This is a genomic window from Reyranella sp., from assembly GCF_004296935.1.
GTDB lineage: Bacteria > Pseudomonadota > Alphaproteobacteria > Reyranellales > Reyranellaceae > Reyranella.
Map to the genome: position 1 here is coordinate 1 of NZ_SCVH01000097.1, position 23,699 is coordinate 23,699.

The window sequence follows — 23,699 nt, forward strand, 5'->3', positions numbered from 1 at the left end:
AGGCCATCGTTGTTGCCCGCGTCAGGCGTCGCTCCTACAGTCAGTCGGGGATTCAAGAGGGGACCACGTCATGGACATGAAGAAATTGAACCGCCGCCAGGCGGTATCGCTGCTGGGCGGTGCTGCCGCCGTCGGCGCCGGCACCTCGTTGGCTGGGCCGGCTTTCGGCCAGGCCGAGCCGCCCAAGCCCGCCCAGATCGTGGTCAACCACTCCGGCGGCTCGATGGGCACGGCCATGCGCAAGGCCTTCTTCAACGGCTTCGAGAAGAAGTACGGCATCAAGGTCGTCGAGACGAGCCCGGTCGACATGGGCAAGCTCCGCGCCACCGTCCAGTCGGGCAACGTCGAATGGGACGTCACCGAGATCGGCGGTCAGGACGCCATCCGCGCCCAGAAGCTCGGGTTGCTGGAGAAGATCGACGACAAGATCGTCGACCGCTCGAAGTATCCGCCGACGGCGCAGAATCCCTACGTCTTCGCCTCGTCGGTCTACACCACCATCATCGGCTACCGCACCGACGTCTTCAAAGGCGGCACCCATCCCAAGAGCTGGGCCGACTGGTGGGACGTGAAGAAGTTCCCGGGCGCGCGCTCTATGCGCAACCATCCGACCGACAATCTCGAGTTCGCCCTGATCGCCGACGGCGTGCCGAAGGACAAGCTCTATCCCATCGATTTCGATCGCGCCTTCAAGAAGCTCGACCAGATCAAGCCGCACGTCACGGTGTGGTGGTCGACCGGCCAGCAGCCGGCGCAGCTCCTGCTCGACAAGGAGGTCGTGCTGGCCACGGGGTGGAACGGCCGCTTCTACGACATCATCAAGAAGGGCGCGCCGATCGAGATCGAATGGAACGAGGGCGCGCTGAAACAGGGCAGCTTCATCATCCCCAAGGGCGCCAAGAATTTGTACTGGGCGCAGAAGATGCTGGTCGAGCTCGCGATTCCGCAGCAGCAGGCGGTCTATGCCTCGGAGCTGGGCTATCCCGGCCTCAACCTCGAATCGCTGAACTACGTCGATGCCAAGGTGAAGCCCTACCTGCCGACCCAGTATCTCGACAAGCAGTTCTGGATCAGCGACGCGTGGTACGCCGACAACGGCGCCAAGGCGCAGGAACTGTGGAACGCCTGGATGCTGAAGAAGGCCTAAGCAGAGCGTGGCGTCGGGCGGCGTTGAAGGATCGGCCGAGCTCCGGATCGACGGGGCGGCCAAGCGGTTTGGCGAGGTGGCGGCGCTCGACGGCGTGTCATTGCAGGTGGCGCGCGGCGAGCTGCTGACCATTCTCGGCCCCAGCGGTTCGGGCAAGACGACGCTCCTGAAGGTCGTGGCCGGTTTCGAGAAGCCCGACGCCGGATCGGTGAAAATCGACGGCGTCGAGATCACCGCCCTGCCGCCGGCCCGGCGCGACATCGGCATGGTGTTCCAGAACTACGCGCTGTTCCCGCATCTCACGGTGGAGCGCAACGTGGCGTTTCCGCTGGAGATGAGGAACGTTACCAAGGCGGAGATCGCCCGCCGCGTCGCTGAGGCGCTGGCCCTGGTCGAACTGGCGGGCTACGAGCAGCGCCTGCCGCGCCAGCTCTCGGGCGGCCAGCAGCAGCGCGTTGCACTGGCCCGCGCCATCGTCTTCAACCCGCGGCTGCTACTGCTCGACGAGCCGTTCGGCGCGCTCGATCGCAAGCTGCGTGAGACCATGCAGCTCGAAGTCCGCCGCCTGCAGCGGCGGCTTGGCCTTACCACCATCTTCATCACCCACGACCAGGAGGAGGCGCTGGTGCTCTCCGACCGCATCGCGGTGATGAACAAGGGCACCATCCAGCAGATCGCCACGACGACGGAGATCTACGAGCGTCCGGCCAACGATTTCGTCGCCGACTTCGTGGGAGAGAGCAACATCTTCCACGGCACGATGAGTGGCACAGGCGTGGTCACGCTGGAGGGCGGGCGGCAGCTCAGGGTGAGCACCAGCGCGGTGCCGGGCAAGCGCGTCGGCGTGCTGATGCGGCCGGAGCGTTTTGCTTCCGGCGGCATCAATGCCTTCGCGGGCGAGGTCGTGGAATCGGTCTATCTCGGCACGTCGTTCAAGCTCCGCCTCGCCTGCGAAGACGGACTGGAACTGCTGGTGCGCCAGCCCGCCCGTGGCGAGCTGCCCGCGCCCGGCGCGCGCGCGACGTTCGGCATCGATCCGGACGCGATCCATGTGTTCTAGAACGCACGACCACCGCCATGAACCCCGGTGTCATTCTGAGCGAAGCGAAGGATCCTTCGCTTCGCTCAGAATGACACCGGGTGTGGGGTGGCAACTACTGTCATGAATAGATCCTTCTTCCCCGCGCTGCCGGCACTCGTGCTGCTGTTCTTCTTCTTCCTGTTCCCCGTCGTGCGCATGCTGGGTTTCAGCCTCGAAGGCGGCAGCCTCGACTGGTACGCCAAGGCGCTGGGCGAGGGGCTCTATCTCCGCGTCTTCTGGAACACCTTCGAGATCGCCCTGCTGGTCACGCTGTTTTGCCTGCTGCTGGGCTATCCGCTGGGCTTCCTGATGGCGACCACGACGCCCTTGTGGGCCACGGTCGGCTTCATCTTCGTGCTGCTGCCGCTGTGGACCTCGGTGCTGGTGCGCACCTATGCCTGGATGGTGCTGCTGGGGCGGAACGGTGTCTTCAACCGGACGCTGATCGACGCCGGCATCATCACCGACCCGATCCCGCTCCTGCACAATTTCACCGGCGTGCTGATTGGCATGGTGCACGTGCTGCTGCCCTACATGGTGCTGCCGGTCTATGGCGCCGTGCGCCGGCTCGATCCCGCCATCGTGGCGGCGGCCGAGGGGTTGGGCGCCTCGAACTGGCGGATCTTCTGGCGCATCTACCTGCCGCTGACGCTGAACGGTATCTTCGCCGGCGCCGTCATCGTCTTCGTGCTGTCGCTGGGCTTTTTCATCACGCCGGCGCTGCTGGGCGGCGGCCGGGTCATCATGATCGCGGTGCTGATCGAGCAGCAGGTGCGCGAGACGCTGAACTGGCCGTTTGCCGCCGCTCTCTCGGCCGTGCTGCTGGTCGCCACCTTCGCCGTCTATGCGCTGGCCCAGCGTTTCACGCGCACGGAGCCCGCGACATGAGCCGGCGTCTCCTCGTGCTCGCCTGCGCGCTGATCTACCTCTTCCTGATGTTGCCGCTGCTGGTGGTGTTCCCGATCTCGCTCAGCTCCGCGCCCTACATGCAGTTTCCGCCGCCGGGCTTTTCCTGGCAGTGGTACGAGCGCTACCTCGACGATCCGCAATGGATCGATGCCACCTGGCGCTCTCTATATATAGGTGTGTCGACCGCGATCCTGGCGTTGGCGCTGGGCGTGCCGCTGGCTTTCAGCCTGGTGCGGGCAAAATTCCTCGGCCGCGCCTTCGTCGAGCGCCTGGCGCTGGCGCCCATCATCGTGCCCACCATCATCCTGTCGGTCGCGATCTACGGCATCTTCGCCAAGCTGAAGCTGATCGGCGCCTGGTACGGGCTGGTGCTCGCCCACACCGTGCTGGCGCTGCCCTTCGTGGTGCTGGTGATGGTGGCGGGCCTGCGCGATTTCGACCGGGCGCTGGAGCAGGCGGCCGAGGGGCTGGGCGCCGGCCGCTGGCAGACGCTGCGGCGGATCACGCTACCGCTCTTGCGGCCAAGCCTGGTCTCGGCCGGCCTGCTCGCCTTCATCTCGTCGTTCGACGAGGTGGTGGTCGCGCTGTTCCTGGCTGGCGCCAACATGACTCTCCCCAAGAAGATGTTCGACAATATCCTGATGGAGATCGATCCGACGATTGCTGCGGTGTCGGTGATCCAGATCCTGCTGGTATCGGTGGTGCTGGTGCTGATCGGCCGCTTCGGCCGCGGCCTCAGCGGCAGCGCGCGTTAAGGAGGGCATCATGGCCGACAGCGTGTTCCACAAGGACTTCAAGTCGATGCCGTGGTGGTGGGAGTGGTGGCATCCCACGAACGAGCTGAGCCAGGACCCACCGCTCAAGACCGACGTGCTGGTGGTGGGCGCGGGCTACGGCGGCCTCTCGACCGGGCTCGAGCTGGCGCGCTCCGGGGTCGACGTCACCGTGCTGGAGCGCGGCGACTTCGGCGTCGGCGCCTCGACGCGGAACGGCGGTGGCGTGAGCGGCGGCACGACCATGGGCAAGGGCTTCTCGGGCAAGGGCGTCGGTGGCGATGCCGAGGCCTGGAAGAAGGTGATGGCGCGCATGCTGAGCGATGCCGCGGATTCTCTTGCGCAGGTCGAGACGGTGATCCAGCGCGAGGGCATCGAGTGCCACTGGCGCATGAACGGCCGCTTCTCCGGCGCCTACACGCCGCGCCACTACAGGGAGCAGGAAGCCAAGGTCGGCACCTACAACGAGAAGGCGCTCGGCACCTACATGATCCCGCGCGATCGTCAACGCGAGGAGATCGCCTCGGACTATTACTACGGCGGCATGGTGGTCGAGCGCACCGGCCAGCTTCATCCGGCGCTCTACTACGGCGGGCTGCTGAAGGCCGCGCACCGCGCCGGCGCGACGCTTTGCGCCAATTGCGACGCCGAGAAGATCGAGCGCAAGACCGGCGGATTTCGCGTCCTCACCAGCAAGGGGCCGATCGAGGCACGCGAGGTCGTGATCGCGACCAACGGCTACACCACCGATCTCACGCCGACCTTGAAGCGCAAGCTGGTGCCGGTGGCGAGCCACATCATTGCGACGGAAGAGCTGCCCGAGGACCTGGTGCAAAGCCTCATCCCCAAGAACCGCGTCGTCTCCGACACCAAGCGCGTGCTCTGCTACTACCGCCAATCGCCCGACAACAAGCGCGTGATCTTCGGTGGCCGCGCCCGCTTCACCCAGGTGGCGCCCGAGGTGAGCGCGCCGGTGCTGCACGGCTACATGCTGGAGCGCTGGCCGCAGCTCAAGGGCGTGAAGGTGACTCACGCCTGGACCGGCAATGTGGCCTTCGCCTTCGACTTCCTGCCACACATGGGCATGGAGCAGGGCATGCACTATCTGATGGCGTGCAACGGCTCGGGCGTGGCGATGATGAGCTATCTCGGCTACCAGACCGCACGCAAGATCGCCGGCGGCTCGAACGCAGCCGTCAACGCCTTCGACGGCCAGCCGTTTCCAACTGTGCCGTTCTACAACGGCAACCCCGAATGGGTGCTGCCCCTGGTCGGGGCCTGGTACCGCACCCGCGACTGGTGGGACCGCGCGACGGCTTGATCGAAGTCAACGACGGGTAGCCTGCCTGCGGTGTTGATAGCCCATTCACGTCGGGAGATCGGGATGGGTTGGCGCAACGATGCGCAGGGCTTCGGTTCGGTCGCCAAGGGGCTGCATTGGCTGGCGGCGGCCTCGGTACTGGCGGCGTGGCTGATCGGCATCGTGGGCGACGATCCGTTTCCCAAGTCGTGGAAGGGTGCGGTCCTGTTCACCCACATTTCCTTCGGCCTGGTCGTGCTGGCATTGCTGTTCGGCCGGCTGGGCTGGCGGCTGACCAGCCCTGCGCCGCCCGCGATCGCGACGCCGTTCGATCCCTGGGGGGCGTGGACGGCACTCGCCGCCCACGTCCTGCTCTACGGGCTGCTGCTGATAGTGCCGGTTACCGGCATCGTGCTGCAGTTCGCGCGTGGACAGTCGGTGCCGCTGTTTGGCCTCTACGAGATCGCCTCGCCCTGGGTGCGCGACCGCACCTTCGCGCGGTCGGTCAAGGAGGTGCACGAACTGCTGGCGCACCTGCTTGTGTTCCTGGCGATGCTTCATGCCGCCGCGGCGCTGGTCCATCACCATCTGCTGAAGGACGATACGCTCCGCCGGATGTTGCCGGGTGGCGGCCGGCGCTACCGTGGGCGCAATCCATGAGGTAGGCTGGCGGCGTGATCCTGTTCCGGAATGTTGCAATGAAATTTCGCCTGGCCGCCGCTGTCCTCCTCTCCACCCTGATGGCGGGTTTCGCGCCGGCCGGCGCCCAGGTCCCGCCGATCCCGCCGGGCTGGCAGACGGAACGGGTCGTGATGCTCTCCCGGCACAGCGTGCTGGCGCCGGTCGAGACGCCGGAGCAGCTCGCCAGGTTCGCCGCCTCGCCCTGGCCCGCCTGGCCGGTGGCGCCGGGCAACCTGACGCCGCGCGGCGCCGACCTCGGCCACCAGATGGGCCAGTTCTACCGGATCATCTACGGCGGCCGCGGGCTGATCGAGGAGAGCATCTGTCCCGCGCCGGGCACCGTCGTGCTGTGGGTCGACCTCGACAATCGCGCCGAATACGCCGCGCTCTCGACCCTGGGCGGCCTCTATATGCGCTGCATCACCCCGATCCTGAAACACCAGGCCGACCTCTCGAAACCTGATCCGCTGTTCCATCCGTCACCGTCGCCGTCCTGCCCGATGGACGCGGCGAGCAACCGCGCCGCGATCCTGGCGCGCATCGGCGGCGACTTCACTTCGGTGTTGCGGGAGTACGCGCCGCAGCTCTCCCTCCTGCAATCGACGCTCTGCCCGCCGGGCTCGGCCGCCGGCTGCGGTCTGGCGGCCGAGGCGCCGGCGATCGTGCCGGATCCGAAGGGCGGCGTGGCGATGAAGGGGCCGATCGCCATCGGCTCGATGGCAGGGGAAATCTTCCTGCAGGAAAGCGCCGAGGGCATGCCGGCCGACCAGGTCGCCTGGGGACGCCTGGGGGGCGGCCCGGCGGGCGACGACAAGCTCCGCGACGTGCTGAAGGTGCATCGTCTCCATCTCGACCTGATGGAGAAGACCAGGCCGATCGCCCAGCAGAAGGGATCGAACATGCTGGCGCTGGTCACGACGGCGCTGCAGAACGGTCACAAGTTTCCCGGCGCGCCGAACCTGGCCGAGCCGGTGCGCTTCGGCATGTTGATCGGCCACGACACCAACATCCTGAACGTCGCCGGGCTGCTCAACCTCGGCTGGCAGATCAAGGGCTACCAGGACAACGAAGTCCCGCCGGGCAGTGCGCTCGCCTTCGAGCTGCTGCGCGAGAGCCGGAGCGGCCAGCGCTACGTGCGGATGGCCTTCTACGCCCAGACGCCCGAACAGCTGCGCAACATGACGCCGCTCACGCTCGACAATCCGCCCGGCATGGTGGCGGTCGACCTGCCGGCCTGCAGCGCCTATGCCCGCGACAAGGCCTGCCCGCTGGAGCGCTTCGTCGAGATCGCCAACGCCGCGATCGACCCGGGCTGCGTAACGATAAAGCAGTAGAGACACCATCATGAAACTCGTCATCGGCTCCGATCACGCCGGCTTTCCGATGAAGGCCGAGCTGGTTGCCTTCGTGCGTGGGCTCGGCCATGAGGTCGAGGATGTCGGCTCCTACGATCCCGCGCCGGTCGACTTTCCCGACATCGCGCGCAAGGTCGCGGCCGCCATCACCTCGGGGCACGCCGAGCGCGGCCTGATGGTGTGCGGCACAGGGGTCGGCGCCTCGATCGGCGCCAACAAGATGAAGGGCATCCGCGCCGCGGTCTGCCACGACGTGCATTCCGCACACCAGTGTGTCGAGCACGACGACGTCAACGTGATGTGCATCGGCGCGCAGATCGTCGGGCCCTGGCTCGCCAAGGATCTGATCGCCGCCTACCTCGCTGCTAAATTCTCGACGGCCGAGGAGTTTCGCCGCCGCGTGGCAAAGCTCGCCGACATGGATGCGGGGCGCTAGCGCGAGGGACGATCTACGCCGCCGGAGCGACCGACAGGCCCTTGACCTTGTGGCGCTCGATCAGTTCGGCCACCAGGCCCGACTTCTTGGCCTTCTCGACGAAGGCGGCGAGGAAGGCCGCGCCCGCGAGGTTGGGCCTGGCCGTGCCTACCGCCTGCTGCACGGCGGTGAACTTGCCGTCGAGAATTTTCAGGCCTGGCGCCTTGGCCACGTCCTTCAGCAGCCCGGGACGGAGGCCCGCCAACACCTCGAGCTTGTCGGACATGAACTTCTCGTAGGCGGCATCGAGGCCGCTGACCTGCACTAGGGTGGCATTCTTGATGTTGTTGACCAGCCAGAGGTCGTAGGCGCTGCGCGCCGAGACGGCGATGCGCACGCCCTTCCTGTCGACGTCGGCGATGGATTTGATGGGCGAGCCCGCCGGCACCATGTAGGTCGCCTCGATCTCGACATAGGCGGCGCTGAAGGCGATCTTCTCGGCGCGCTGCGGTTCGGCCCCGATCAGGCCGATGTCCCAGATGTTCTTGCCGACCTGGTCGCCCAGCTCGCCCGGCGTCTTGAACGGCACGTATTTCACCGGCACGCCCAGCTCGGCCGCGATCGCGCGCGCCATGTCGGGCGCCACGCCGTCGGGATCGCCGGCGGCGCTGCGGCCGGTGACCAGCAGGAAATTGGAGAGGTTGATGCCGGCACGCAGAATGCCAGTCGGGGCCAGTTCGGCTTTTGCTTTGTCGCTCATCGTCCCAGCATATACTGAAGGAAAGGGAGAAAGAAACGCGCATGACAGCCGACATCGTCGTCGAGACCACGGCCGGGAAGGTGCGCGGCGCGATGGAGCGCGGCGTCAGCGTCTTCAAGGGTATTCCCTATGCTGCGCCGCCGTTGGGGCCGTTGCGCTTCCGGCCGCCGCAGCCTGTCGAGCCGTGGAGCGGTGTGCGCGACGCCGTGGCCTACGGCAACATGTCGGTGCAGAGCGAAAATGTATTCCGCCTGCCCGCGGATCTCCTGAAGATCTTCACCCTGGCGGGGCGCCAGAAGCTCGACGAGGACTGCCTTTACCTCAACGTCTGGTCGTCGGGCGTGACCGGCGGCAAGCGGCCGGTGCTGTTCTGGTGCCATGGTGGCGCCTTCATCACCGGCTCGGGTTCCTCGCCGTGGTCCGACGGCGCCAACCTCTGCCGCGCCGACGATGTCGTGGTTGTGTCCTTCAATCATCGCCTGGGCGCGCTGGGCTATCTCCATCTCGAAGACATCGCCCAGGATTTCGACGGCGCCGGCACGACCGGTGTGATGGATATCGTGGCGGCCCTCGAGTGGGTGCAGGACAACATCGCGGCGTTTGGCGGCGATCCCGGCAACGTCACCATCTTCGGCGAGTCGGGCGGTGGTGCCAAGGTGAGCGTGCTGATGGCGCTGCCCGGCGCCAAGGACCTGTTCCACAAGGCCATCATCCAGAGCGGGCCCGCCGTGCAGATGGCCGAGCGTGCCGACGGCACCAACACCGCGCGCCAGGTGCTGGCGCATCTCGGCCTGAAGCCCGAGCAGGCGGGGGAGCTCCGCAAGCTGCCGGCGGCGCGCCTGCTCGAAGCCCAGGGCGCGGTGCTGGCGGGCATCTCCCAAGCGAGCACCGCCGACCGGCGGCGGCTCGGGTTCAATCCCGTGATCGACGGCAAGGTTTTTCCCGGCGGGCCCTTTGCGCCCACGGCGCCCCAAGTGTCGGCCGACGTGCCGCTGATGATCGGCTCCAACAAGGACGAGCAGACGCTGTTCATCGGCCATCAGCCGTGGGTGGTGGACGCCACATTCGAAAACCTGCCCGAAGGTCTGAAGCCTTATCTCGGCGCGCGCACCGCCGAGGTGATCGCGGCCTACCGCAAGGCGCAGCCGCGGAAGCCCGCCGACGAGATCGCCGTCTCCATCGTGAGCGATCTCGGCATCCGCTCGCTGTCGCTGCAGATCGCCGAGCGCAAGCTCGCCCAGAAGGCGGCGCCGGTGTTCGTCTATCTCTTCGCCTGGGAGACGCCGGTACTGGGCGGCCGGCTGCGCTCCTGCCACACGCTGGAGATCCCCTTCGTGTTCGGCAATGTCGAGACCGCGGCGCTGACGGGCGACGATCCCGCGCGTCTGGTGCTGGCCGAAAGGATGAGCCGCGCGTGGCTGGCCTTTGCCCGTCACGGCCGGCCGGGTCATGCCGGATTGCCGGTGTGGCCGGGCTATTCGACGGCCGAGCGCGCCACGATGATCTTCGACACGACGTGCCGGGTCGAGAACGACCCTTATGGCGCCGAGCGACGGGTATGGGAGACGACACCATGAAGGGTATTGGGCCATGAAAATCACCGACGTCACGCTCACGCTCTTCGCCTGGGACGACATTCCGCCGACCACCTACGGTGCACACAGCCGCTTCTCCGGTTCGAGCGCCTTGGGGCTGCTGCGGATCATCACGGACGAGGGTGTCGAGGGGCATGCCTTCCTGGGCTCGGCCTCAAATTCGGCGGCGACCGACGGGCAGGGGCTCATCACCCACCTGAAGCCGATGCTGATGGGCCGCAATCCGCTTCATCGCGAAACCCTCGTCCAGGACCTGTGGAAGAAGCAGCGGGCCTGCGGCGTGCGCGCCATCGGCGCCGCCGATGTGGCGCTGTGGGATCTTTTGGGTAAATCGATGGGCCAGCCGATCCACCGGCTGCTCGGTACCTATCGCGAATCCGTGCCGGCCTATGCGAGTTCCGCCGTGATGTCGTCGCCGACGGAATATGCCGAGGAGGCGGTGCGTTTCAAGGAGAACGGGTGGGCTGCGTACAAGATCCATCCGCCGACGCAATGGAAGCAGGACATCAAGGTCTGCGAAGCGGTGCGCAACGCCGTGGGCGACTACACCATCATGCTCGATTCGACCTGGAGCTACGATTATCCGGCGGCGGTGCGCGTCGGCCGTGCCGTCGAGGAGATGGATTATTACTGGTACGAGGACCCGCTCGCCGACCAGGACATCTACAACTACGTCAAGCTGAAGCAGCAGCTCTCGATTCCGATCCTCGCCACCGAGTATCCCATCACCGGCCTCGATTCCTACCAGCCCTGGCTCATGCTGCAGGCGACCGATTACTTGCGTGGGGACGTTGCCGTCAAAGGCGGCATCACCACGCTGGTCAAGACCGCGCATCTCGCCGAGGCCTTCCGCATGAACTACGAGGTCCATCACGGCGGCAATTCTCTGAACAACATTGCCAACCTGCATGTCATCGCCTCTATGAAGAATACGTCCTTCTTCGAGGTGCTGTTGCCGGACGCGGCGCAGAAATACGGCCTGGAGCAGGACATCGTGGTCGGCCGCGACGGCATGGTGCATGTGCCCAACGGCCCCGGCCTGGGGGCGGCCATCGACTTCAAGCTGATCGAGCGCAAGAAGGTGACCGTGCTCTCATAGCCGGAGAGAAGCATGATCGTCGACTGCCACGCCCACATCTTCACCCACTGGATCGGTGCCTGCGGACATCCGACGCGCGAGGTCCACAAGCGCTACCTGCAGCGCGTCGTCACCCGGACGGTCGCACCGACCTTCCGACTCCGTGATGGCAAGCGCGCCGACACCAAGGCGCTGTTCCGGGCCGGCGACGAGGGATGGACCGGTCTCGCCGACGTCGATTTCCGCGTCGGCCGGTTCGGCCAGCTCGAGTTCACCCATGAGGGCGAGGATTACGGTGTCCAGTACATGCCCGTGGGCATGCAGGAGCAGGTGGCGCCGCCCGAGCTGATGCTGGCCCAGATGATGAACGCCGGCGTCGACCACTGCATCCTGCAGGCGGGCGGCGGCTACGGGGCGATGACCGAGATGAATGCCTTTGCAGGCCAGCAGTATCCCGGACGGATGACCGGGCTGATGCATGTCGACGAGGCGATGGCGGGCACGCCGGCCGAACTCGCCAAGGTCGACCGTGCGGTCGACGAGCTCGGCCTGCGCGGCCTCTACTTCGGCGTCGATGCAATGAGCCGCCACGGCTTCCCCTGGCCGCTCGATGCCGAGGAGATGGCGCCGTTCTGGGACAAGCTCGCGCGGCGGGGCATCCTGCTCTGCTTCGAGATCAGCTCCGGCCCGACCTACGATGTGGCGGGTTACATGGCGAACCTCACGGCGTTCGGCCGCGTGCTCGCGCGCCACCCGTCGCTCCGCGTGCACATGGCGATGAGCCCGCCGGTCGCCTTCTTCGCCCGGAACGGCCGCTACCAGTTCCCCGACGAGGCGCTCGCCGTCTGGCGCCACGAGCCGATGGTGCTCGAGGTGATGTTCCCGATCACTTATGGCGGCGTCTGGGACTATCCCTACCCCGAGGCGCAAACGCTGATCGAGGACATGAAGAACCAGCTGGGCGCACACCGGCTGATGTGGGGTTCCGACATGCCGAACGTGGAACGGTTCTGCACTTATAAGCAGTCGCTCGACTATGTGAGGCGGTACTGCCCGTTCCTGACCGCACGCGACAAGGATCTCATCCTTGGTGAGACCTGCGCGGCCTTTTACGGGATCTGCAGGCCGGGCGCCTGACTCGGCGGATCAGACGACGGTGCGGTGGCGCTCGATGCAGGTCGCCAGCACCGTGTCGATCGGCTGGCCCCACCAACGCTCAGAGAAGATTTCTGCCTCGGAAAAGCCGTTGAAGCCCGCATCCTCGACGGCCTGGCGGATGCGACGGAGTTCGATCACGCCGTCGCCCATCATGCCGCGGTCGTTCAAGAGATCGGTGGTCGGCACCAGCCAGTCGCAGACGTGATAGGCGAGCAGCCGCTGCTCGCGGCCGGCGCGGGTGATGCCGGCATAGAGATCCGGATCCCACCACGTGTGATAGACGTCGACGGCGACGCCCAGCGCGCCGCTGCGGCCGCCGGGATCGAGGCGGTCGGCGATGTCGAGCGCCTGTGCGAGCGTGTTCACCGCGGCGCGGTCGGCGGCGTACATCGGATGCAGCGGCTCGATCGCCAGCGGCAGCTTGGCCGTGCGGGCATAGGCCAGCAGCTCGGCGATGCCGTCCTCGATCATCGCGCGCGCCATTTCGAGGTCCTTCGACGGCGCGGAGCCGGGGCGCGCATATTGCGGCAGGCCGCCAGCCACCAGGATGAGGCAGGGCGCGCTCATCGCCGCGGCCTCGTCGACCGCGCGCCGGTTGTCGTCGCGCGCCGCGCCGCGATGCTCGCCGGAAGCGGGGAACAAGCCACCGCGGCAATAGCCGGAAAGTTTCAGGCCGGCGTCCTTGACCAGGCGAATGGCGCGGTCGAGTCCCACACTCGCCACCTGGTCGCGCCACGGGCTGATCGCCGGGATGCCGTGGCGGGCACAGGCCTCGACGATGGCCAAAAGATCACCCTGGCGCCGGACGGTCGCGGTGTTGACCGAGAGATGGCGCGGGCCGTCGCTGAAATCGCGCATCGGGTCAGGTCGCGATGCCGCGCACGGCGAGGACGGCCTTCATGCGTGCCGCTGCCTGCTCGGGATCGCGAAACAGCCCCGCCTTGTCGGCCAGCCGGAACAGTTCGGCGAGATGGAGCGTCGAGCGCGCGCTTTCCTGGCCGCCGACCATGGTGAAATGGTCCTGGTGGCCGTTGAGATAGGCCATGAACACCACGCCGGTCTTGTAGAACTGCGTGGGCTTGCGAAAAATATGCCGCGACAGCGGAACCGTCGGTGCGAAGATGGAGTGGAATTTCGCGAGGTCGTTACCGGCCAGCGCCGAGAGCGCGGCGGTGGCGGCAGGCGCGATGGCGTCGAAGATGCCGAGCAGGGCATGCGAATAGCCCTGGTCGTCGCCCGCGATCAGTTCGGCGTAGTTGAAGTCGTCACCGGTGTACATCTTCACGCGCTTGTCGAGCCGGCGGCGCATGGTGATTTCCTTGTCCTTGTCGAGGAGGGAGATTTTGACGCCGTCGATCTTCGCCGCTGACCGGTTGATGACATCCAGCGCCGTTTCCATCGCCGGAGCGAAGTCGGCCGCGCCCCAGTAGCCGGCCAGTGCGGGATCGAACATGTCGCCCAGCCAGTGAATGATCACCGGCTCGCGCACCTGGCCCAGCACGCGGTCGTAGACGCGGGCGTAGTCGTCAGGTGACTTCGCGACGCGGACGAGCGCCCGCGACGCCATCAGGATGATGCGGCCGCCGACCGCTTCTATGGCCGCGATCTGCTCCTCGTAGGCACGGATCACTTCGTCGACCGAGCGCACGGCATTGAGGTCGAGATGGTCGGTGCCGGCGCCGGAGAAGACGACGGCGCCGGTACGGCCGCGTGCTGCCGCGACCGAGCGCCTGATCAGCTCCAGCGCCATCTTCCAGTCGAGCCCCATGCCACGCTGGGCGGTGTCCATGGCTTCGGCGACGCCGAGGCCCAGGTCCCAGAGATATTCGCGGTAGGCGATGGTGCGGTCCCAGTCGGGCGCCGCCTGCAGCCAAGGATCGATGTCGGCATTTGGATCGGCCACCACGTGGGCGGCGGCCAGGGCTACGCGGTTGAGCGGCCGCGTCACGCGGTCGGGGAAATGCGCCGCCGTCGACAGCGTGTAGGGAGAGAGGTGGCCGCCCAGCGCGGGCAGGGGCAGGACGATCGACATGGCAATCTCCTCAGACGACGAGTGCCGGAACGTCGACCCAGCGCCGTTCCTTCCAGCTCTGATGCGCGCATTCGACGAGTTGCACGCCCTTGGCGCCCTCGACCAGCGTATGCGGGAAGGGTGCGTCCTCGACGACGTGGCGGATGAACATCTCCCACTCGGCCTTGAAGCCGTTGTCGTAGACGACGTTGTCCGGCACCTTCTGCCAGCTGTCGTAGAAGTCGATGGTCTGCTTCTGGTCGGGGTTCCACACCGGCCGCGGCGTCGCCGTGCGCGGCTGGATCATGCAGTCGCTCAAGCCCGCGACGGCGGAACCCAGGGTGCCGTCGACCTGGAAGGTGACGAGATCGTCGCGATAGACGCGCACCGCCCAGCTCATGTTGATGTGGGCGATCACGCCGCCCTCGAGCTGGAAGCTCGCGTAGGCCGCATCGTCGGCGGTCGCGGCATAGCGCTTGCCCGCCTCGTCGACCCGCTCGGGAATATGGGTTGCCGCGATGCAGGACACCGACTGGACCTTGCCGAAAAGATTGTCGAGCACGTAGCGCCAGTGACAGACCATATCGAGCACGATGCCGCCGCCGTCCTCGGTGCGGTAGTTCCACGACGGCCGCTGGGCCGCCTGCCAGTCGCCCTCGAACACCCAGTAGCCGAATTCGCCGCGCACCGAGAAGATGCGGCCGAAGAAGCCCGAATCGCGCAGCATCTTGATCTTCTGCAGGCCGGGCAGGAACAATTTGTCCTGCACCGTGCCGTTCTTGACGCCCTTCTGCTTGGCCAGCCGGCAGATCTTCAGCGCCTCGGCGAGATTGGTAGCGATCGGCTTCTCGCAATAGATGTGCTTGCCGGCGTTGATCGCCTTTTCCAGCAAGGTCGGGCGCATCTGCGTCGTCGCCGTGTCGAAGAAGATATGGTTCTTGGCGCTGGCGATCTCGGCATCGACGTCGGTGCTCCAGCGCAGGCCGCCGTGCTGCTCGGCCAGCGTCTTCACCTTGTCGGCGCTGCGGCTGACCAGCACCGGATCGAGCTGGACGCGCGAGCCGTCCGACATCAGCACGCCGCCCTGGGCGCGGATCGCCGCGACCGAGCGGATCAGGTGCTGGTTGACGCCCATGCGTCCGCTGACGCCGTTCATGATGAGCCCGAGAGTGCGTGTCGTCATGCGTGCATTTCCTCGATGGGGTCTTCGCGCCCCAAGTAACCAGACGGTTAATTGCTCCTATAGGCCGCTCGCCTTGTCAAGCCGCGCTCAGGATTTCCGCGCCGGGGCAGCGGCGATCGCCCGCAGAACCATGCCGACCACGTGTTCGATCCGCTCGTCGAGGGCCTTGCGCGCCTTGAGGTCGCGGGCGAACACGACCGTCAGCGTGTGGATGTTGGAGACGTAGAAAAAGCACAGCGAGGCGATCGAGATGTAGAGCTGCAGCGGATCGATTCCCGGGCGCGTGACGCCAAGTCTTGCGCCTTTCCTGAGGATCCGGCCGACCGTGGCCACGACGGCCGAGTTCATGTCGGGGATCTGCGGCGACTTCTTGAGGTGCCGGGCGCGGTGGAGGTTCTCGGTATTGAGCAGCGCCACGAAGCTCGGATTGGCGTTGAAATAGTCCCAGGTGAAGCGGACCAGCCGCTCGACCGCGGCCAGCGGCTCCAGTTCCTCGAGCCGGAGCTCGCGCTCGGCCGTCCTGATGTCGGCATAGGCGCGTTCGAGCGTGGCGAGGTAGAGCGCTTCCTTGTTGCCGATATAATAGTAGAGCAGCCGCTTGTTGGCCTGCGCCGTGCGGGCAATGCGGTCGACGCGGGCGCCCATGTAGCCATGGTCGGCGAACTCGATCCGCGCCGCCGCCAGGATACGGAGCTTGGTGGCGCCCGCATCGCGAACCGCGAGCTTCAGCCTGGATGTCTTGTCGTCCTGCCGTTTCATCTTGTTATCCCAACCGAAGCAGGGGACGCTCGCCCGGTGACAATCTCCCTCTACATCGACGCCGACGCCTGCCCGGTCAAGACGGAGATCTACCGCGTCGCCGAACGCTACGCCCTCAAGGTCTATGTCGTCAGCAACTCCTACATCAACGTGCCGCGCGATCCGCGCATCGAGCGAGTGGTGGTAAGCGACGGCTTCGACGCCGCCGACGACTGGATCGCCGAGCGTGTCGGGCCGCGGGACATCGTGATCACCTCGGACATTCCCCTGGCCGATCGCAGCCTGAAGAAGGGCGCGGCGGCGATCGGCTCGACGGGCGTGGCCTTCACCACCTCGTCGATCGGCATGGCGATGGCCAGCCGCGAGCTGATGTCCAACCTGCGCGCCATGGGCGAGATGACAGGCGGCCCAAAGCCGATGAGCCCGCGCGACCGCTCGCGCTTCCTGTCGACGCTCGACGAGACGATCCAGAAGCTGCGGCGGGCGTCAGGGGGCGGCTGAAGTTGCCGCTTCAGGGCTTGTCGAGCCAGATGTCCTCGAACCGGAAGCCGTTGTACGTGCTGTTGACGTGGGAGACGTAGCCCTTGACGTAGGGCTGCCAGCAGGTCGCGGCGCGGGTCCACATGAGCGGCGGTCGCGCGCCGTCAGCCAGAAGCCTCGAGTCGATGTCCCGGACCAGCTCGCGGCGCTTCTCGAAGTCGGACTCGGCCGACTGGATGTCGAACAGCCGTTCGATCTGGGGGTTGCAGTAGCCGCTGCCGTTGCGTTCCGACCGGCACGAGAAATTCTCGTAGAAGGCCTGGTCGGGATCGTCGACGCCGTTGCCGGTGGTGTTGACGGCGATCGAGTAGTCCTTGCGATTGAGCCGGGTGAACCAGTGCGACGTCTCGACGACGTCGAGCGTGGCGTTGATATGAATCTCCTTGAGCTGGTCGATCAGCACCTGCGACGGACTCTTGTAGAGCGCGATGCCGCGCGTCGCGACTTTCATCTCCAGGCGCCGATCGTGGCTGTAGCCCGCCTTGGCCATGAGCGCGCGCGCCTGCTCGCGGTTCTCCGCGACGTCGGGCCCGTAGCCGTCGATCGCCGCCAGCCGGTCGGGCGGGATCCCCCACAGGCCGTCACCCAGTGGCTGGAGGCTGCCGCCGATCTCGCCCTCGCCTTCGCTGAGGGCGGCAATGAAGGCTTTGCGGTCGAGCGCCAGAGTGAGCGCCCGGCGGATGTCCGGATTGTCGAAGGGCGCGGCGTCGCGATTGACCAGCAGGTTGGTGTTGCTGTTCATCGACGTGGTCTCGCATATCGCCTTCGACGAAGGCCGCCGCGCTTCACGGAGCTGCGGGACCGTCACCTCCCAGGGGAAAGTGATGTCGAAGCGGCCGGCGAGGAAGCTCAGCAGCGCCGTTCGGGAGCTGGTGACGATGGTGAACTCGATGCCGTCGAGATAGGGCCGACCCGGCTTCCAGTAGTCCGTATTGCGCACCAGCTTGACGCGCTCGAACTGCACGAACGAGTCGAACTTGAACGGTCCGGTGCCGACCGGCCGCGTCCGCATCTGGGCGGTCGGGACGTGGCAGGGGTAGATCGGCGAGAAGCCCGATGCGAGCAGCGAGAGAAGCGACGGTTGCGGCCGGTTGAGGTAGATCGTGACCTCGTGGTCGCTGCTGCTGTGAACGTAGTTGATGTTGCGGTACCACGCCGCGCGCGGATTGCGGCGCAGCTTGTCGCGGACGCGGCCGGTCAGCAGGCCGAAGGTGCATTCCACGTCGGCTGCCGTGAAGGGCATGCCATCGTGCCACCGCACGCCCTGCCGCAGCTTGAACGTGAGCTCGGTCCCGTCGTCGCTCCAGCTCCACGATTCGGCGAGGTCGGGAACGATCGTCTGCTCGCTGTTCTGGGCGGTGCCCTGATGGAACAGGACGAGGTTGTTGAACACCGGCATGAAGGGCACGACCGTCGCGATGGTGTGCTCCTCGTGGATCGACGTGCTCGGGGGATTGTCGCGCTGGAACATGCGGAGCACGCCGCCACTCTTCTGGCCGAGCGCCGTCCCGCTCGAGCACAGCATCGCGACCATCATGCCGCTGATCAGAATCCGCGAACGCATTTCGTTGTACCCACACGCTCGACATCCAGCGCAGGCTCGTGATGCCGTCAGCTAACAGTACAACGCTTCGCGGCTGCCGATAGTTCCATTCGTGCACACCCGATTCGCGCCAGCACCGTGGCGAAGGCGAACAGGCAACATCGTTAGTGAAGAAACAAACGATACAACACACACGGATCATGCAGCTTCTGTCCGCCGCATGGCCTGCGAGTAGCGCGGGCAGACTTCCTTGGCGAAGCGGATCATCATCTTCTGGCGCAACTCGATCGGCGTGCCGGGCGTCGCGCACGACACCATGAAGTAGTTGAAGCCAAGAGCCGCCAGTTGGTCGATCCGCCGGCAGATGGTCTCGGGGCTGCCGACGAGGTTGGAGTCCATGAAGGGGCCGAGCTCCGACGGATCGGTGAGCTTGCGCAGGTTGGCGAACATGCGGCTGAAATCCTGGTACTCCGGGATGTCGGCCCACGGGTTGGCATCGGACTCGTAGTGGGTGCATTGCAGGTCGAAGTAGGGCGGGTAGTGACGGCGGCCCAGCGCGCGCGCCTCCTCGTCGGTGTCGGCGATGAACAGCTTGACCGAGATCGGCAGGATCGCGTCCCGCGCCGCGCTGCCGACGCGTGCGCGCCAGCGCTCCAGGATCCTGGCCAGCAGCTTGTCGGGAAAGGTCGAGAGGCAGATCGGCGCCACGCCGAGATCGCCCATCACCTCGGCGCTCGCCGGGCTGCCGATGGCGCCGTAGAAGCGCACCTTCTTGGCTACCGGCTCGGGCCGGATGCGGACCGGCTGCGCGATCTTCCAGAATTGGCCGTCGTGGGTGAAGGGCTCGCCCGCCAGCCCCTTCTCGACGATGCGGTAGCATTCGGCGAAGCGCGCGCGCGCCTCGTTCATGTCGACGTTGTAGGCGTCGTACTCCATCTTGGCGGTGCCGCGGCCGATGCCGAGATGCAGCGTGCCGCGGGTCATGCTGTTCAGCATGGCGATTTCCTCGGCCAGCCGCAGCGGATGGTACCACGGCAGCACCAGCACCGAGGTGCCGAGCGAGAGGTCGGGAAAGGCCGCCGCGATATGCGCCATGAACAGGAGCGGGCTCGGCGTCGGATAGTAGTCGCTGAAATGGTGTTCGAGCAGCCAGGCGGCGTCGAACCCGAGTTTCTGGCCGAGGGCGCAGTCGTCCATGACCTCGCGATAGAGCGCCTGGTCCGACTTGTGGACGTCGCTGGCGGGTGCCGCCTGGAAACCAAATGCGATGTCGCCCATCTCCGTCCCCTCGTTGCCTTATTCGGCTGGCAGGATAGCAGCGATTGCCGGTTCAGGGTCGCCGCGCAAAAGTGGTAAATTTCGCGCAAGCAGGCAGCGGTTCCGGTGAACCCTGGGCGCCTTCGTGCGTTGATAGAGGCTATGTCCGTGCGTATTCGAAAATGGATGGTCTGGGCGGCCGCCGTCATTGGCGTGCCGGTGCTTGCCTGGAGCGCCGCGCCGTATCTGGTCGACATGGAGGTCTTCAAGCCGGCCATGGTGGAGGCCGTCCGCCAGGCCACGGGGCGCGAACTGGTGATCGACGGACCGATCGAGCTCTCCATGTATCCCGCGCCGGGCATTTCTGCTCGCCAGGTCCACTTTGCCAACGCCGTCGGCACCAAGGGCGCCCAGATGCTCGATGTGCGGCGCGTGGTGGTGCGGCCGTCGCTGCTGGCCCTGCTGCAGGGACGGATCGAAGTCGGCACCCTCGTCCTCGTGCGCCCCACCATCGTGCTCGAGACCGACGCCAACGGAAAGCCCAACTGGGAATTCACGCCGGGCGCCGGTGCCGCCCAGCCGGCCGGCGTGCCGGCCGCCGGCTTCCATCTAGCGATCGGCCGGCTCGCCATCATCCGCGGCAAGCTGAACTACACCGATCCGCGCACCGGCAGGACGACCGTGGCAGAGGATGTACGCGCGCAGGCGTCAGTGGGCTCGTTCGAGGGACCGTTCGCCATCGCCGGCACGGCGACCGTGAACGGAGTTCCCCTGAAGCTCGATCTCAAGGTCGGACAGCGTACCGACAAGGGCAGCGACGTCGCGGTCAAGTTGGAACTCGCCAGCGGCAAGCTGGACTTCGCCGGTCGCTGGTCCGGATTCGGCGCGGACGGGCGGATCGCCGGCCATCTTTCGGTCGCCACGGGTCTGTTGACCGATTTCATCTCTGCCCTCCTCACCGTTGCCGGGCAGGACAAGCCCGCCTTCGACTCCTCCGTCATCGGCCGGTTTGCCTTCGACGGCGGCGTCGAGGTATCGCCGGAGCGGGTCGCCATCACCGACTTCAAGATGGGAATTGGCGACGAGACCGCGACAGGCTCGCTCGCTCTCTCGAACAAGCCCGCGCTGCTGCTCGACGGCCACGTGGCGCTGGCCAAGGTCGATCTCGAGAAGTGGCTGGAGCTGCTCGAGAAGCCCGGCCTGCTGGCGATGCTGAAGCCGCCGGCGGAAACCGCCGCGGTCAAGGCGCCAGCCAAGCCACCCGCGACCGTCGCACGCTCGCCTTTCCCGCCTGAGCTCGGCGTGTCGGTATCGGTCGATGTCGCCGAACTGCTCTACCGCAAGGGCACGATCCGCGACCTGTCGGTGGCCGTCGACATCCGCAAGGGCGTCGTCGCTTTTCCCCGCGTGCAGGCCGTGCTGCCGGGCGAGATGGCCCTGCGGGCGGCCACGGTGGCAAACGGCGATGCCGCCAAGCCTGCCGCCAACGGCGAGTTCAGTCTGAGCGGACCGAAGCTGCGCGAGACGCTGAAGTGGCTCGCGATCGACACTTCGGGCGTGCCGTCGGCGCGCCTGCAGACGCTGAGCGCCCAGGGCAAGATAGCCTCGGCAGCCGACAAGGTGCAGGTGAGCGAGGCCACCTTCGCCCTCGACGGCGTGAGCGCGACCGGCAGCGGCAGCCTCACCCTGGCCGTGCCGATCGGCGTCGCGGTACAAGTCCAGATCGATCGCTTCGACCTCGATGGCTATCTGCCCGAACCGGCCCTGGCCGCGGTATTGCCCACGGCGGCGCCGGCCGCGGTGGCGGCGCCTGCGGCCACCAGCGTCCCGGCCGATCCGGCGGCGCCGAGCTTCGGGCTGAAAGCCAGGATCGCCAGCCTCGTCTACCGCGGCCAGCCCCTGAAGGGCGTCGAGGCGGACGTGGTCATGCAGGGCCGGCTTCTCAAGTTGAACGGCCTCAAGGTAGCCGATCTCCTGGGTGCCAAGTTCGACCTGCGCGGGCAGGTGAGCGATTTCGGCACGGCGCCGCGTTTCGACGTCACCTTCAACACCAACCTGCCGGATGCCGACCGGCTGCTCGACTATGCGGCGTTGCCGAAATTCCTGAACGGCAGGATCGGCGCGGCGTCGGCCAGTGGCGGCGTGGCGGGAACGGCCGATGCGCTGGCGCTGCGCAACGTCGCCGTCACCATGCTGGGCGTCACCGCCCACGCCACCGGCAACCTGGTGCTGGGCGAGAAATTCCGCTTCGACTTCGCCGCCTTCGACCTCAAGACGGCTGACGCGAGCCGGCTGGTGTCGGTCGCCACGGGCCGGAACCAGACCGGCGTCGGGGCGATCTCGGCTGCCGGCAGCTTCAAGGGCAATGCCGATCGCGCGACCTTCGAGGGCACTCTCCAGGCGTTGGCGACGTCGATGTCGGGCAAGATCGACGCGACGCTGGGCGCCCGGCCGAACATCACGGCCAATCTGAAAATCCCCGGCACGCTCGACTTCGACAAGTGGCTGGGCGTCTCGTCCGGCGGCGCGCCCCCGGGCGTGCCCGGCCCTGCGGCGCCGGCTGCGCCGCCGGGGTCGGGGCAGGCGCCGGTCGCCGTCCCGCGCGCGGCCACGGCCAAGGCCATCGACCTGTCGGCCTTGCGCGCCTTCGACGCCTCGCTGACGCTGTTCACCAGCGCCATCTCGGTCGGCTCGGTCCAGGTGACCTATGCCGACCTGTCGGCCACCCTCAGGAACGGCGTCTTCAGGATCGCCAAGCTCACCGGCCAGTTCTATGGCGGCGCCGTCGACTTCGCCGGCACGGTCGATGCGTCCAGGCAGACGATGACGGTGGATCTCGCCGGCAGCCTGCAGGGAATCTACCTGGGAGAGATGATGCGCGGCACGGCCGGCACCAACAGCTTCGGCAACGACAACCTGGGCGTGGCGGTCGACGGCAAGATCAGCATCATGAACATCGAGCTCAAGGGCAGCGGCGACTCGCCCCAGGCGATCCGCGATTCGCTCGTCGGGCGCGGGCAGGTGAGCGGCTATCTCTATCCTTCGGTCAACCGGGGCTCGCTCTCCTTTGCCTCCTTCGCCACCGGCGTCGGCAGCATCTTCAGCAGCGAGATGGGCTTCAACTCGGCGGTACTGGCGGGCTTCATCAACCACCAGAGCACCGTCACCGGCGAGCTTCGCCTCGGTGGTGGCACGCTCAGCCTGCAGAACCATACGGTGCAGGGCCAGAACACGGTGGCCCTCATCACCAGCCACAACAGCCTGACGGCGGCGACCACCGACACCACGATCGGCATCGACACCGGCCGGCGCGGTCCGGCGGATTACGTCATGACGGTGAAGGGGCCGCTGTCGTCGCCCACCATGAGCACGGGGCGCGGCGCGAACTGAGCGGCGGCGTCGATCACAGAGCGCGCTCCCAGCTATGAGCTGATTTAACTCAAGTGGAATCTGCCCTAGGCAGCGCGGTTCTTCAGGATTTCCCAGGCGCGGGTGAAAGACTGCGCCATCTCCTCGGCCGGCACGGCGCCGGAGAACAGGACATGGCCCTGCAGGGCGAAGCTCGGAACGCCCTGGATGCCGGCGTTGCGTGCCATCTGGTCGCCCGCCAGCACTTCCTTCCGGCCCTCGTCGCCGGCCAGCATCGCCAGCACCGCGTCGCGGTCGAGGCCGCCCTCGGCGCCGATGGTGGCCAGGACCTGCGTGTCGCCGATGTCGGCGCCGTTGCAGAAATAGCCCTCGAACAGCGCCTCGACGACGCCGTCCTGCACGCCCTTCTGGCCGGCCAGCCGGATCAACCGGTGCGCGTTCACGGTGTTGGGCGTGCGCGTGATGCGGTCGAGATGGAATTCGAGGCCGACGGTGGCCGCCGTCTCGGTGATGCGCTGGTCGAGCTGCTGCGAGCGCTCGAGGCTGCCGAACTTGGCGATCCGGTACTGCTTGCGCTCGACGCCTTCGGGCGGCATCTCGGGATTGAGCTGGAAGGGATGCCAGGCGACGGTGACGGCGCAGTGCTTGCTGGCCAGGAGATCGAGCGCGCGCTCGAGCTGGCGCTTGCCGATGTAGCACCAGGGACAGATCGCGTCCGAGATGACGTCGATGCGGCCGACAGGCTGTGCCTGGTCCATGGCGTTTTCCTTTCCCTATTGCCATCC

General features: G+C 66.7%; 21 protein-coding genes. 13 read left to right on the plus strand and 8 right to left on the minus strand.

Annotated elements, in window-relative coordinates; translation table 11 throughout:
- Positions 1-70: 70 nt before the first annotated feature.
- The 8 genes from EPO55_RS13280 to rpiB all read left to right on the plus strand — a co-directional run bounded on the left by EPO55_RS13280 (position 71) and on the right by rpiB (position 7,682).
- Complete coding sequence (locus EPO55_RS13280) at positions 71-1,147, plus strand: ABC transporter substrate-binding protein (RefSeq protein WP_296337354.1); 1,077 nt, start codon at positions 71-73, stop codon at positions 1,145-1,147.
- 7 nt (positions 1,148-1,154) lie between these two features.
- The gene (locus EPO55_RS13285) at positions 1,155-2,207 is read left to right on the plus strand and encodes an ABC transporter ATP-binding protein (RefSeq protein WP_296337355.1); all 1,053 of its coding nucleotides are present in this window, start codon (positions 1,155-1,157) and stop codon (positions 2,205-2,207) included.
- 102 nt (positions 2,208-2,309) lie between these two features.
- The gene (locus tag EPO55_RS13290; RefSeq protein ID WP_296337356.1) at positions 2,310-3,116 is read left to right on the plus strand and encodes an ABC transporter permease; all 807 of its coding nucleotides are present in this window, start codon (positions 2,310-2,312) and stop codon (positions 3,114-3,116) included.
- Entirely contained in the window at positions 3,113-3,892 is a 780-nt protein-coding gene (locus tag EPO55_RS13295) for an ABC transporter permease (protein ID WP_296337357.1), read from the plus strand. Before EPO55_RS13290 ends, EPO55_RS13295 begins: the two co-directional genes overlap by 4 nt.
- 10 nt (positions 3,893-3,902) lie before the next feature.
- Positions 3,903-5,231 carry an FAD-dependent oxidoreductase gene (locus tag EPO55_RS13300; RefSeq protein WP_296337358.1) on the plus strand — a complete coding sequence of 443 codons (1,329 nt, stop codon included), beginning with the start codon at positions 3,903-3,905 and terminating at the stop codon, positions 5,229-5,231.
- A 63-nt stretch (positions 5,232-5,294) separates the two neighbouring features.
- Positions 5,295-5,870 carry a cytochrome b gene (locus EPO55_RS13305; RefSeq protein ID WP_296337359.1) on the plus strand — a complete coding sequence of 192 codons (576 nt, stop codon included), beginning with the start codon at positions 5,295-5,297 and terminating at the stop codon, positions 5,868-5,870.
- Between the two features lie 38 nt (positions 5,871-5,908).
- Positions 5,909-7,225, plus strand: coding sequence for a histidine-type phosphatase (locus EPO55_RS13310; protein WP_296337360.1), 1,317 nt, complete (start codon positions 5,909-5,911; stop codon positions 7,223-7,225).
- Between the two features lie 10 nt (positions 7,226-7,235).
- Complete coding sequence (rpiB, locus tag EPO55_RS13315; protein WP_296337361.1) at positions 7,236-7,682, plus strand: ribose 5-phosphate isomerase B; 447 nt, start codon at positions 7,236-7,238, stop codon at positions 7,680-7,682.
- A 13-nt stretch (positions 7,683-7,695) separates the two neighbouring features.
- Here rpiB and EPO55_RS13320 read toward each other — a convergent pair whose 3' ends face one another.
- The gene (locus EPO55_RS13320; RefSeq protein ID WP_296337362.1) at positions 7,696-8,421 is read right to left on the minus strand and encodes a transporter substrate-binding domain-containing protein; all 726 of its coding nucleotides are present in this window, start codon (positions 8,419-8,421) and stop codon (positions 7,696-7,698) included.
- 41 nt (positions 8,422-8,462) lie between these two features.
- On the opposite strand from EPO55_RS13320, the gene EPO55_RS13325 reads away from it, so the two are divergent.
- The 3 genes from EPO55_RS13325 to EPO55_RS13335 are packed head-to-tail and all read left to right on the plus strand — an operon-like array spanning position 8,463 to position 12,231.
- Complete coding sequence (locus EPO55_RS13325) at positions 8,463-9,998, plus strand: carboxylesterase/lipase family protein (RefSeq protein ID WP_296337363.1); 1,536 nt, start codon at positions 8,463-8,465, stop codon at positions 9,996-9,998.
- A gap of 13 nt (positions 9,999-10,011) precedes the next feature.
- Positions 10,012-11,115: an enolase C-terminal domain-like protein gene (locus EPO55_RS13330; RefSeq protein WP_296337364.1), complete on the plus strand. Its 1,104-nt coding sequence runs from the start codon at positions 10,012-10,014 to the stop codon at positions 11,113-11,115.
- Positions 11,116-11,127: 12 nt separating this feature from the next.
- A complete protein-coding gene (locus EPO55_RS13335; RefSeq protein WP_296337365.1) occupies positions 11,128-12,231 on the plus strand; it encodes an amidohydrolase family protein in 1,104 nt (367 codons plus the stop codon).
- 9 nt (positions 12,232-12,240) lie between these two features.
- On the opposite strand, the gene EPO55_RS13340 is transcribed toward EPO55_RS13335, so the two are convergent.
- From EPO55_RS13340 to EPO55_RS13355, 4 genes are all read right to left on the minus strand, one after another.
- Positions 12,241-13,110, minus strand: a complete 870-nt coding sequence (locus tag EPO55_RS13340; RefSeq protein WP_296337366.1) for a sugar phosphate isomerase/epimerase family protein — start codon at positions 13,108-13,110, stop codon at positions 12,241-12,243.
- A gap of 4 nt (positions 13,111-13,114) precedes the next feature.
- Complete coding sequence (locus EPO55_RS13345; RefSeq protein WP_296337367.1) at positions 13,115-14,284, minus strand: dihydrodipicolinate synthase family protein; 1,170 nt, start codon at positions 14,282-14,284, stop codon at positions 13,115-13,117.
- Between the two features lie 10 nt (positions 14,285-14,294).
- Positions 14,295-15,446: a Gfo/Idh/MocA family oxidoreductase gene (locus EPO55_RS13350; protein WP_296337368.1), complete on the minus strand. Its 1,152-nt coding sequence runs from the start codon at positions 15,444-15,446 to the stop codon at positions 14,295-14,297.
- Between the two features lie 87 nt (positions 15,447-15,533).
- Positions 15,534-16,205 carry a TetR family transcriptional regulator gene (locus EPO55_RS13355; RefSeq protein ID WP_296337369.1) on the minus strand — a complete coding sequence of 224 codons (672 nt, stop codon included), beginning with the start codon at positions 16,203-16,205 and terminating at the stop codon, positions 15,534-15,536.
- Between the two features lie 36 nt (positions 16,206-16,241).
- Here EPO55_RS13355 and EPO55_RS13360 point away from each other — a divergent pair, with 36 nt between their 5' ends.
- Entirely contained in the window at positions 16,242-16,706 is a 465-nt protein-coding gene (locus EPO55_RS13360; protein ID WP_296337370.1) for a YaiI/YqxD family protein, read from the plus strand.
- 10 nt (positions 16,707-16,716) lie between these two features.
- On the opposite strand, the gene EPO55_RS13365 is transcribed toward EPO55_RS13360, so the two are convergent.
- Together EPO55_RS13365 and EPO55_RS13370 are read right to left on the minus strand one after the other, a co-directional pair.
- Complete coding sequence (locus tag EPO55_RS13365) at positions 16,717-18,309, minus strand: ABC transporter substrate-binding protein (RefSeq protein ID WP_296337371.1); 1,593 nt, start codon at positions 18,307-18,309, stop codon at positions 16,717-16,719.
- 177 nt (positions 18,310-18,486) lie between these two features.
- Positions 18,487-19,566: an LLM class flavin-dependent oxidoreductase gene (locus EPO55_RS13370; protein WP_296337372.1), complete on the minus strand. Its 1,080-nt coding sequence runs from the start codon at positions 19,564-19,566 to the stop codon at positions 18,487-18,489.
- A 147-nt stretch (positions 19,567-19,713) separates the two neighbouring features.
- Between EPO55_RS13370 and EPO55_RS13375 the strand changes: the two genes are divergently transcribed.
- A complete protein-coding gene (locus EPO55_RS13375) occupies positions 19,714-22,935 on the plus strand; it encodes an AsmA family protein (protein ID WP_296337373.1) in 3,222 nt (1,073 codons plus the stop codon).
- Between the two features lie 65 nt (positions 22,936-23,000).
- Here EPO55_RS13375 and EPO55_RS13380 read toward each other — a convergent pair whose 3' ends face one another.
- Complete coding sequence (locus EPO55_RS13380) at positions 23,001-23,672, minus strand: DsbA family oxidoreductase (RefSeq protein ID WP_296337374.1); 672 nt, start codon at positions 23,670-23,672, stop codon at positions 23,001-23,003.
- Positions 23,673-23,699 lie beyond the last annotated feature (27 nt).

Coding starts and splice junctions, on each gene's coding strand:
- EPO55_RS13280 (WP_296337354.1), top strand. CDS start 71: ATGGACATGAAGAAATTGAACCGCCGCCAGGCGGTATCGCTGCTGGGC.
- EPO55_RS13290 (WP_296337356.1), top strand. CDS start 2,310: ATGAATAGATCCTTCTTCCCCGCGCTGCCGGCACTCGTGCTGCTGTTC.
- EPO55_RS13295 (WP_296337357.1), top strand. CDS start 3,113: ATGAGCCGGCGTCTCCTCGTGCTCGCCTGCGCGCTGATCTACCTCTTC.
- EPO55_RS13300 (WP_296337358.1), top strand. CDS start 3,903: ATGGCCGACAGCGTGTTCCACAAGGACTTCAAGTCGATGCCGTGGTGG.
- EPO55_RS13305 (WP_296337359.1), top strand. CDS start 5,295: ATGGGTTGGCGCAACGATGCGCAGGGCTTCGGTTCGGTCGCCAAGGGG.
- EPO55_RS13310 (WP_296337360.1), top strand. CDS start 5,909: ATGAAATTTCGCCTGGCCGCCGCTGTCCTCCTCTCCACCCTGATGGCG.
- rpiB (WP_296337361.1), top strand. CDS start 7,236: ATGAAACTCGTCATCGGCTCCGATCACGCCGGCTTTCCGATGAAGGCC.
- EPO55_RS13320 (WP_296337362.1), bottom strand. CDS start 8,421: ATGAGCGACAAAGCAAAAGCCGAACTGGCCCCGACTGGCATTCTGCGT.
- EPO55_RS13325 (WP_296337363.1), top strand. CDS start 8,463: ATGACAGCCGACATCGTCGTCGAGACCACGGCCGGGAAGGTGCGCGGC.
- EPO55_RS13330 (WP_296337364.1), top strand. CDS start 10,012: ATGAAAATCACCGACGTCACGCTCACGCTCTTCGCCTGGGACGACATT.
- EPO55_RS13335 (WP_296337365.1), top strand. CDS start 11,128: ATGATCGTCGACTGCCACGCCCACATCTTCACCCACTGGATCGGTGCC.
- EPO55_RS13340 (WP_296337366.1), bottom strand. CDS start 13,110: ATGCGCGATTTCAGCGACGGCCCGCGCCATCTCTCGGTCAACACCGCG.
- EPO55_RS13345 (WP_296337367.1), bottom strand. CDS start 14,284: ATGTCGATCGTCCTGCCCCTGCCCGCGCTGGGCGGCCACCTCTCTCCC.
- EPO55_RS13350 (WP_296337368.1), bottom strand. CDS start 15,446: ATGACGACACGCACTCTCGGGCTCATCATGAACGGCGTCAGCGGACGC.
- EPO55_RS13355 (WP_296337369.1), bottom strand. CDS start 16,205: ATGAAACGGCAGGACGACAAGACATCCAGGCTGAAGCTCGCGGTTCGC.
- EPO55_RS13365 (WP_296337371.1), bottom strand. CDS start 18,309: ATGCGTTCGCGGATTCTGATCAGCGGCATGATGGTCGCGATGCTGTGC.
- EPO55_RS13370 (WP_296337372.1), bottom strand. CDS start 19,566: ATGGGCGACATCGCATTTGGTTTCCAGGCGGCACCCGCCAGCGACGTC.
- EPO55_RS13380 (WP_296337374.1), bottom strand. CDS start 23,672: ATGGACCAGGCACAGCCTGTCGGCCGCATCGACGTCATCTCGGACGCG.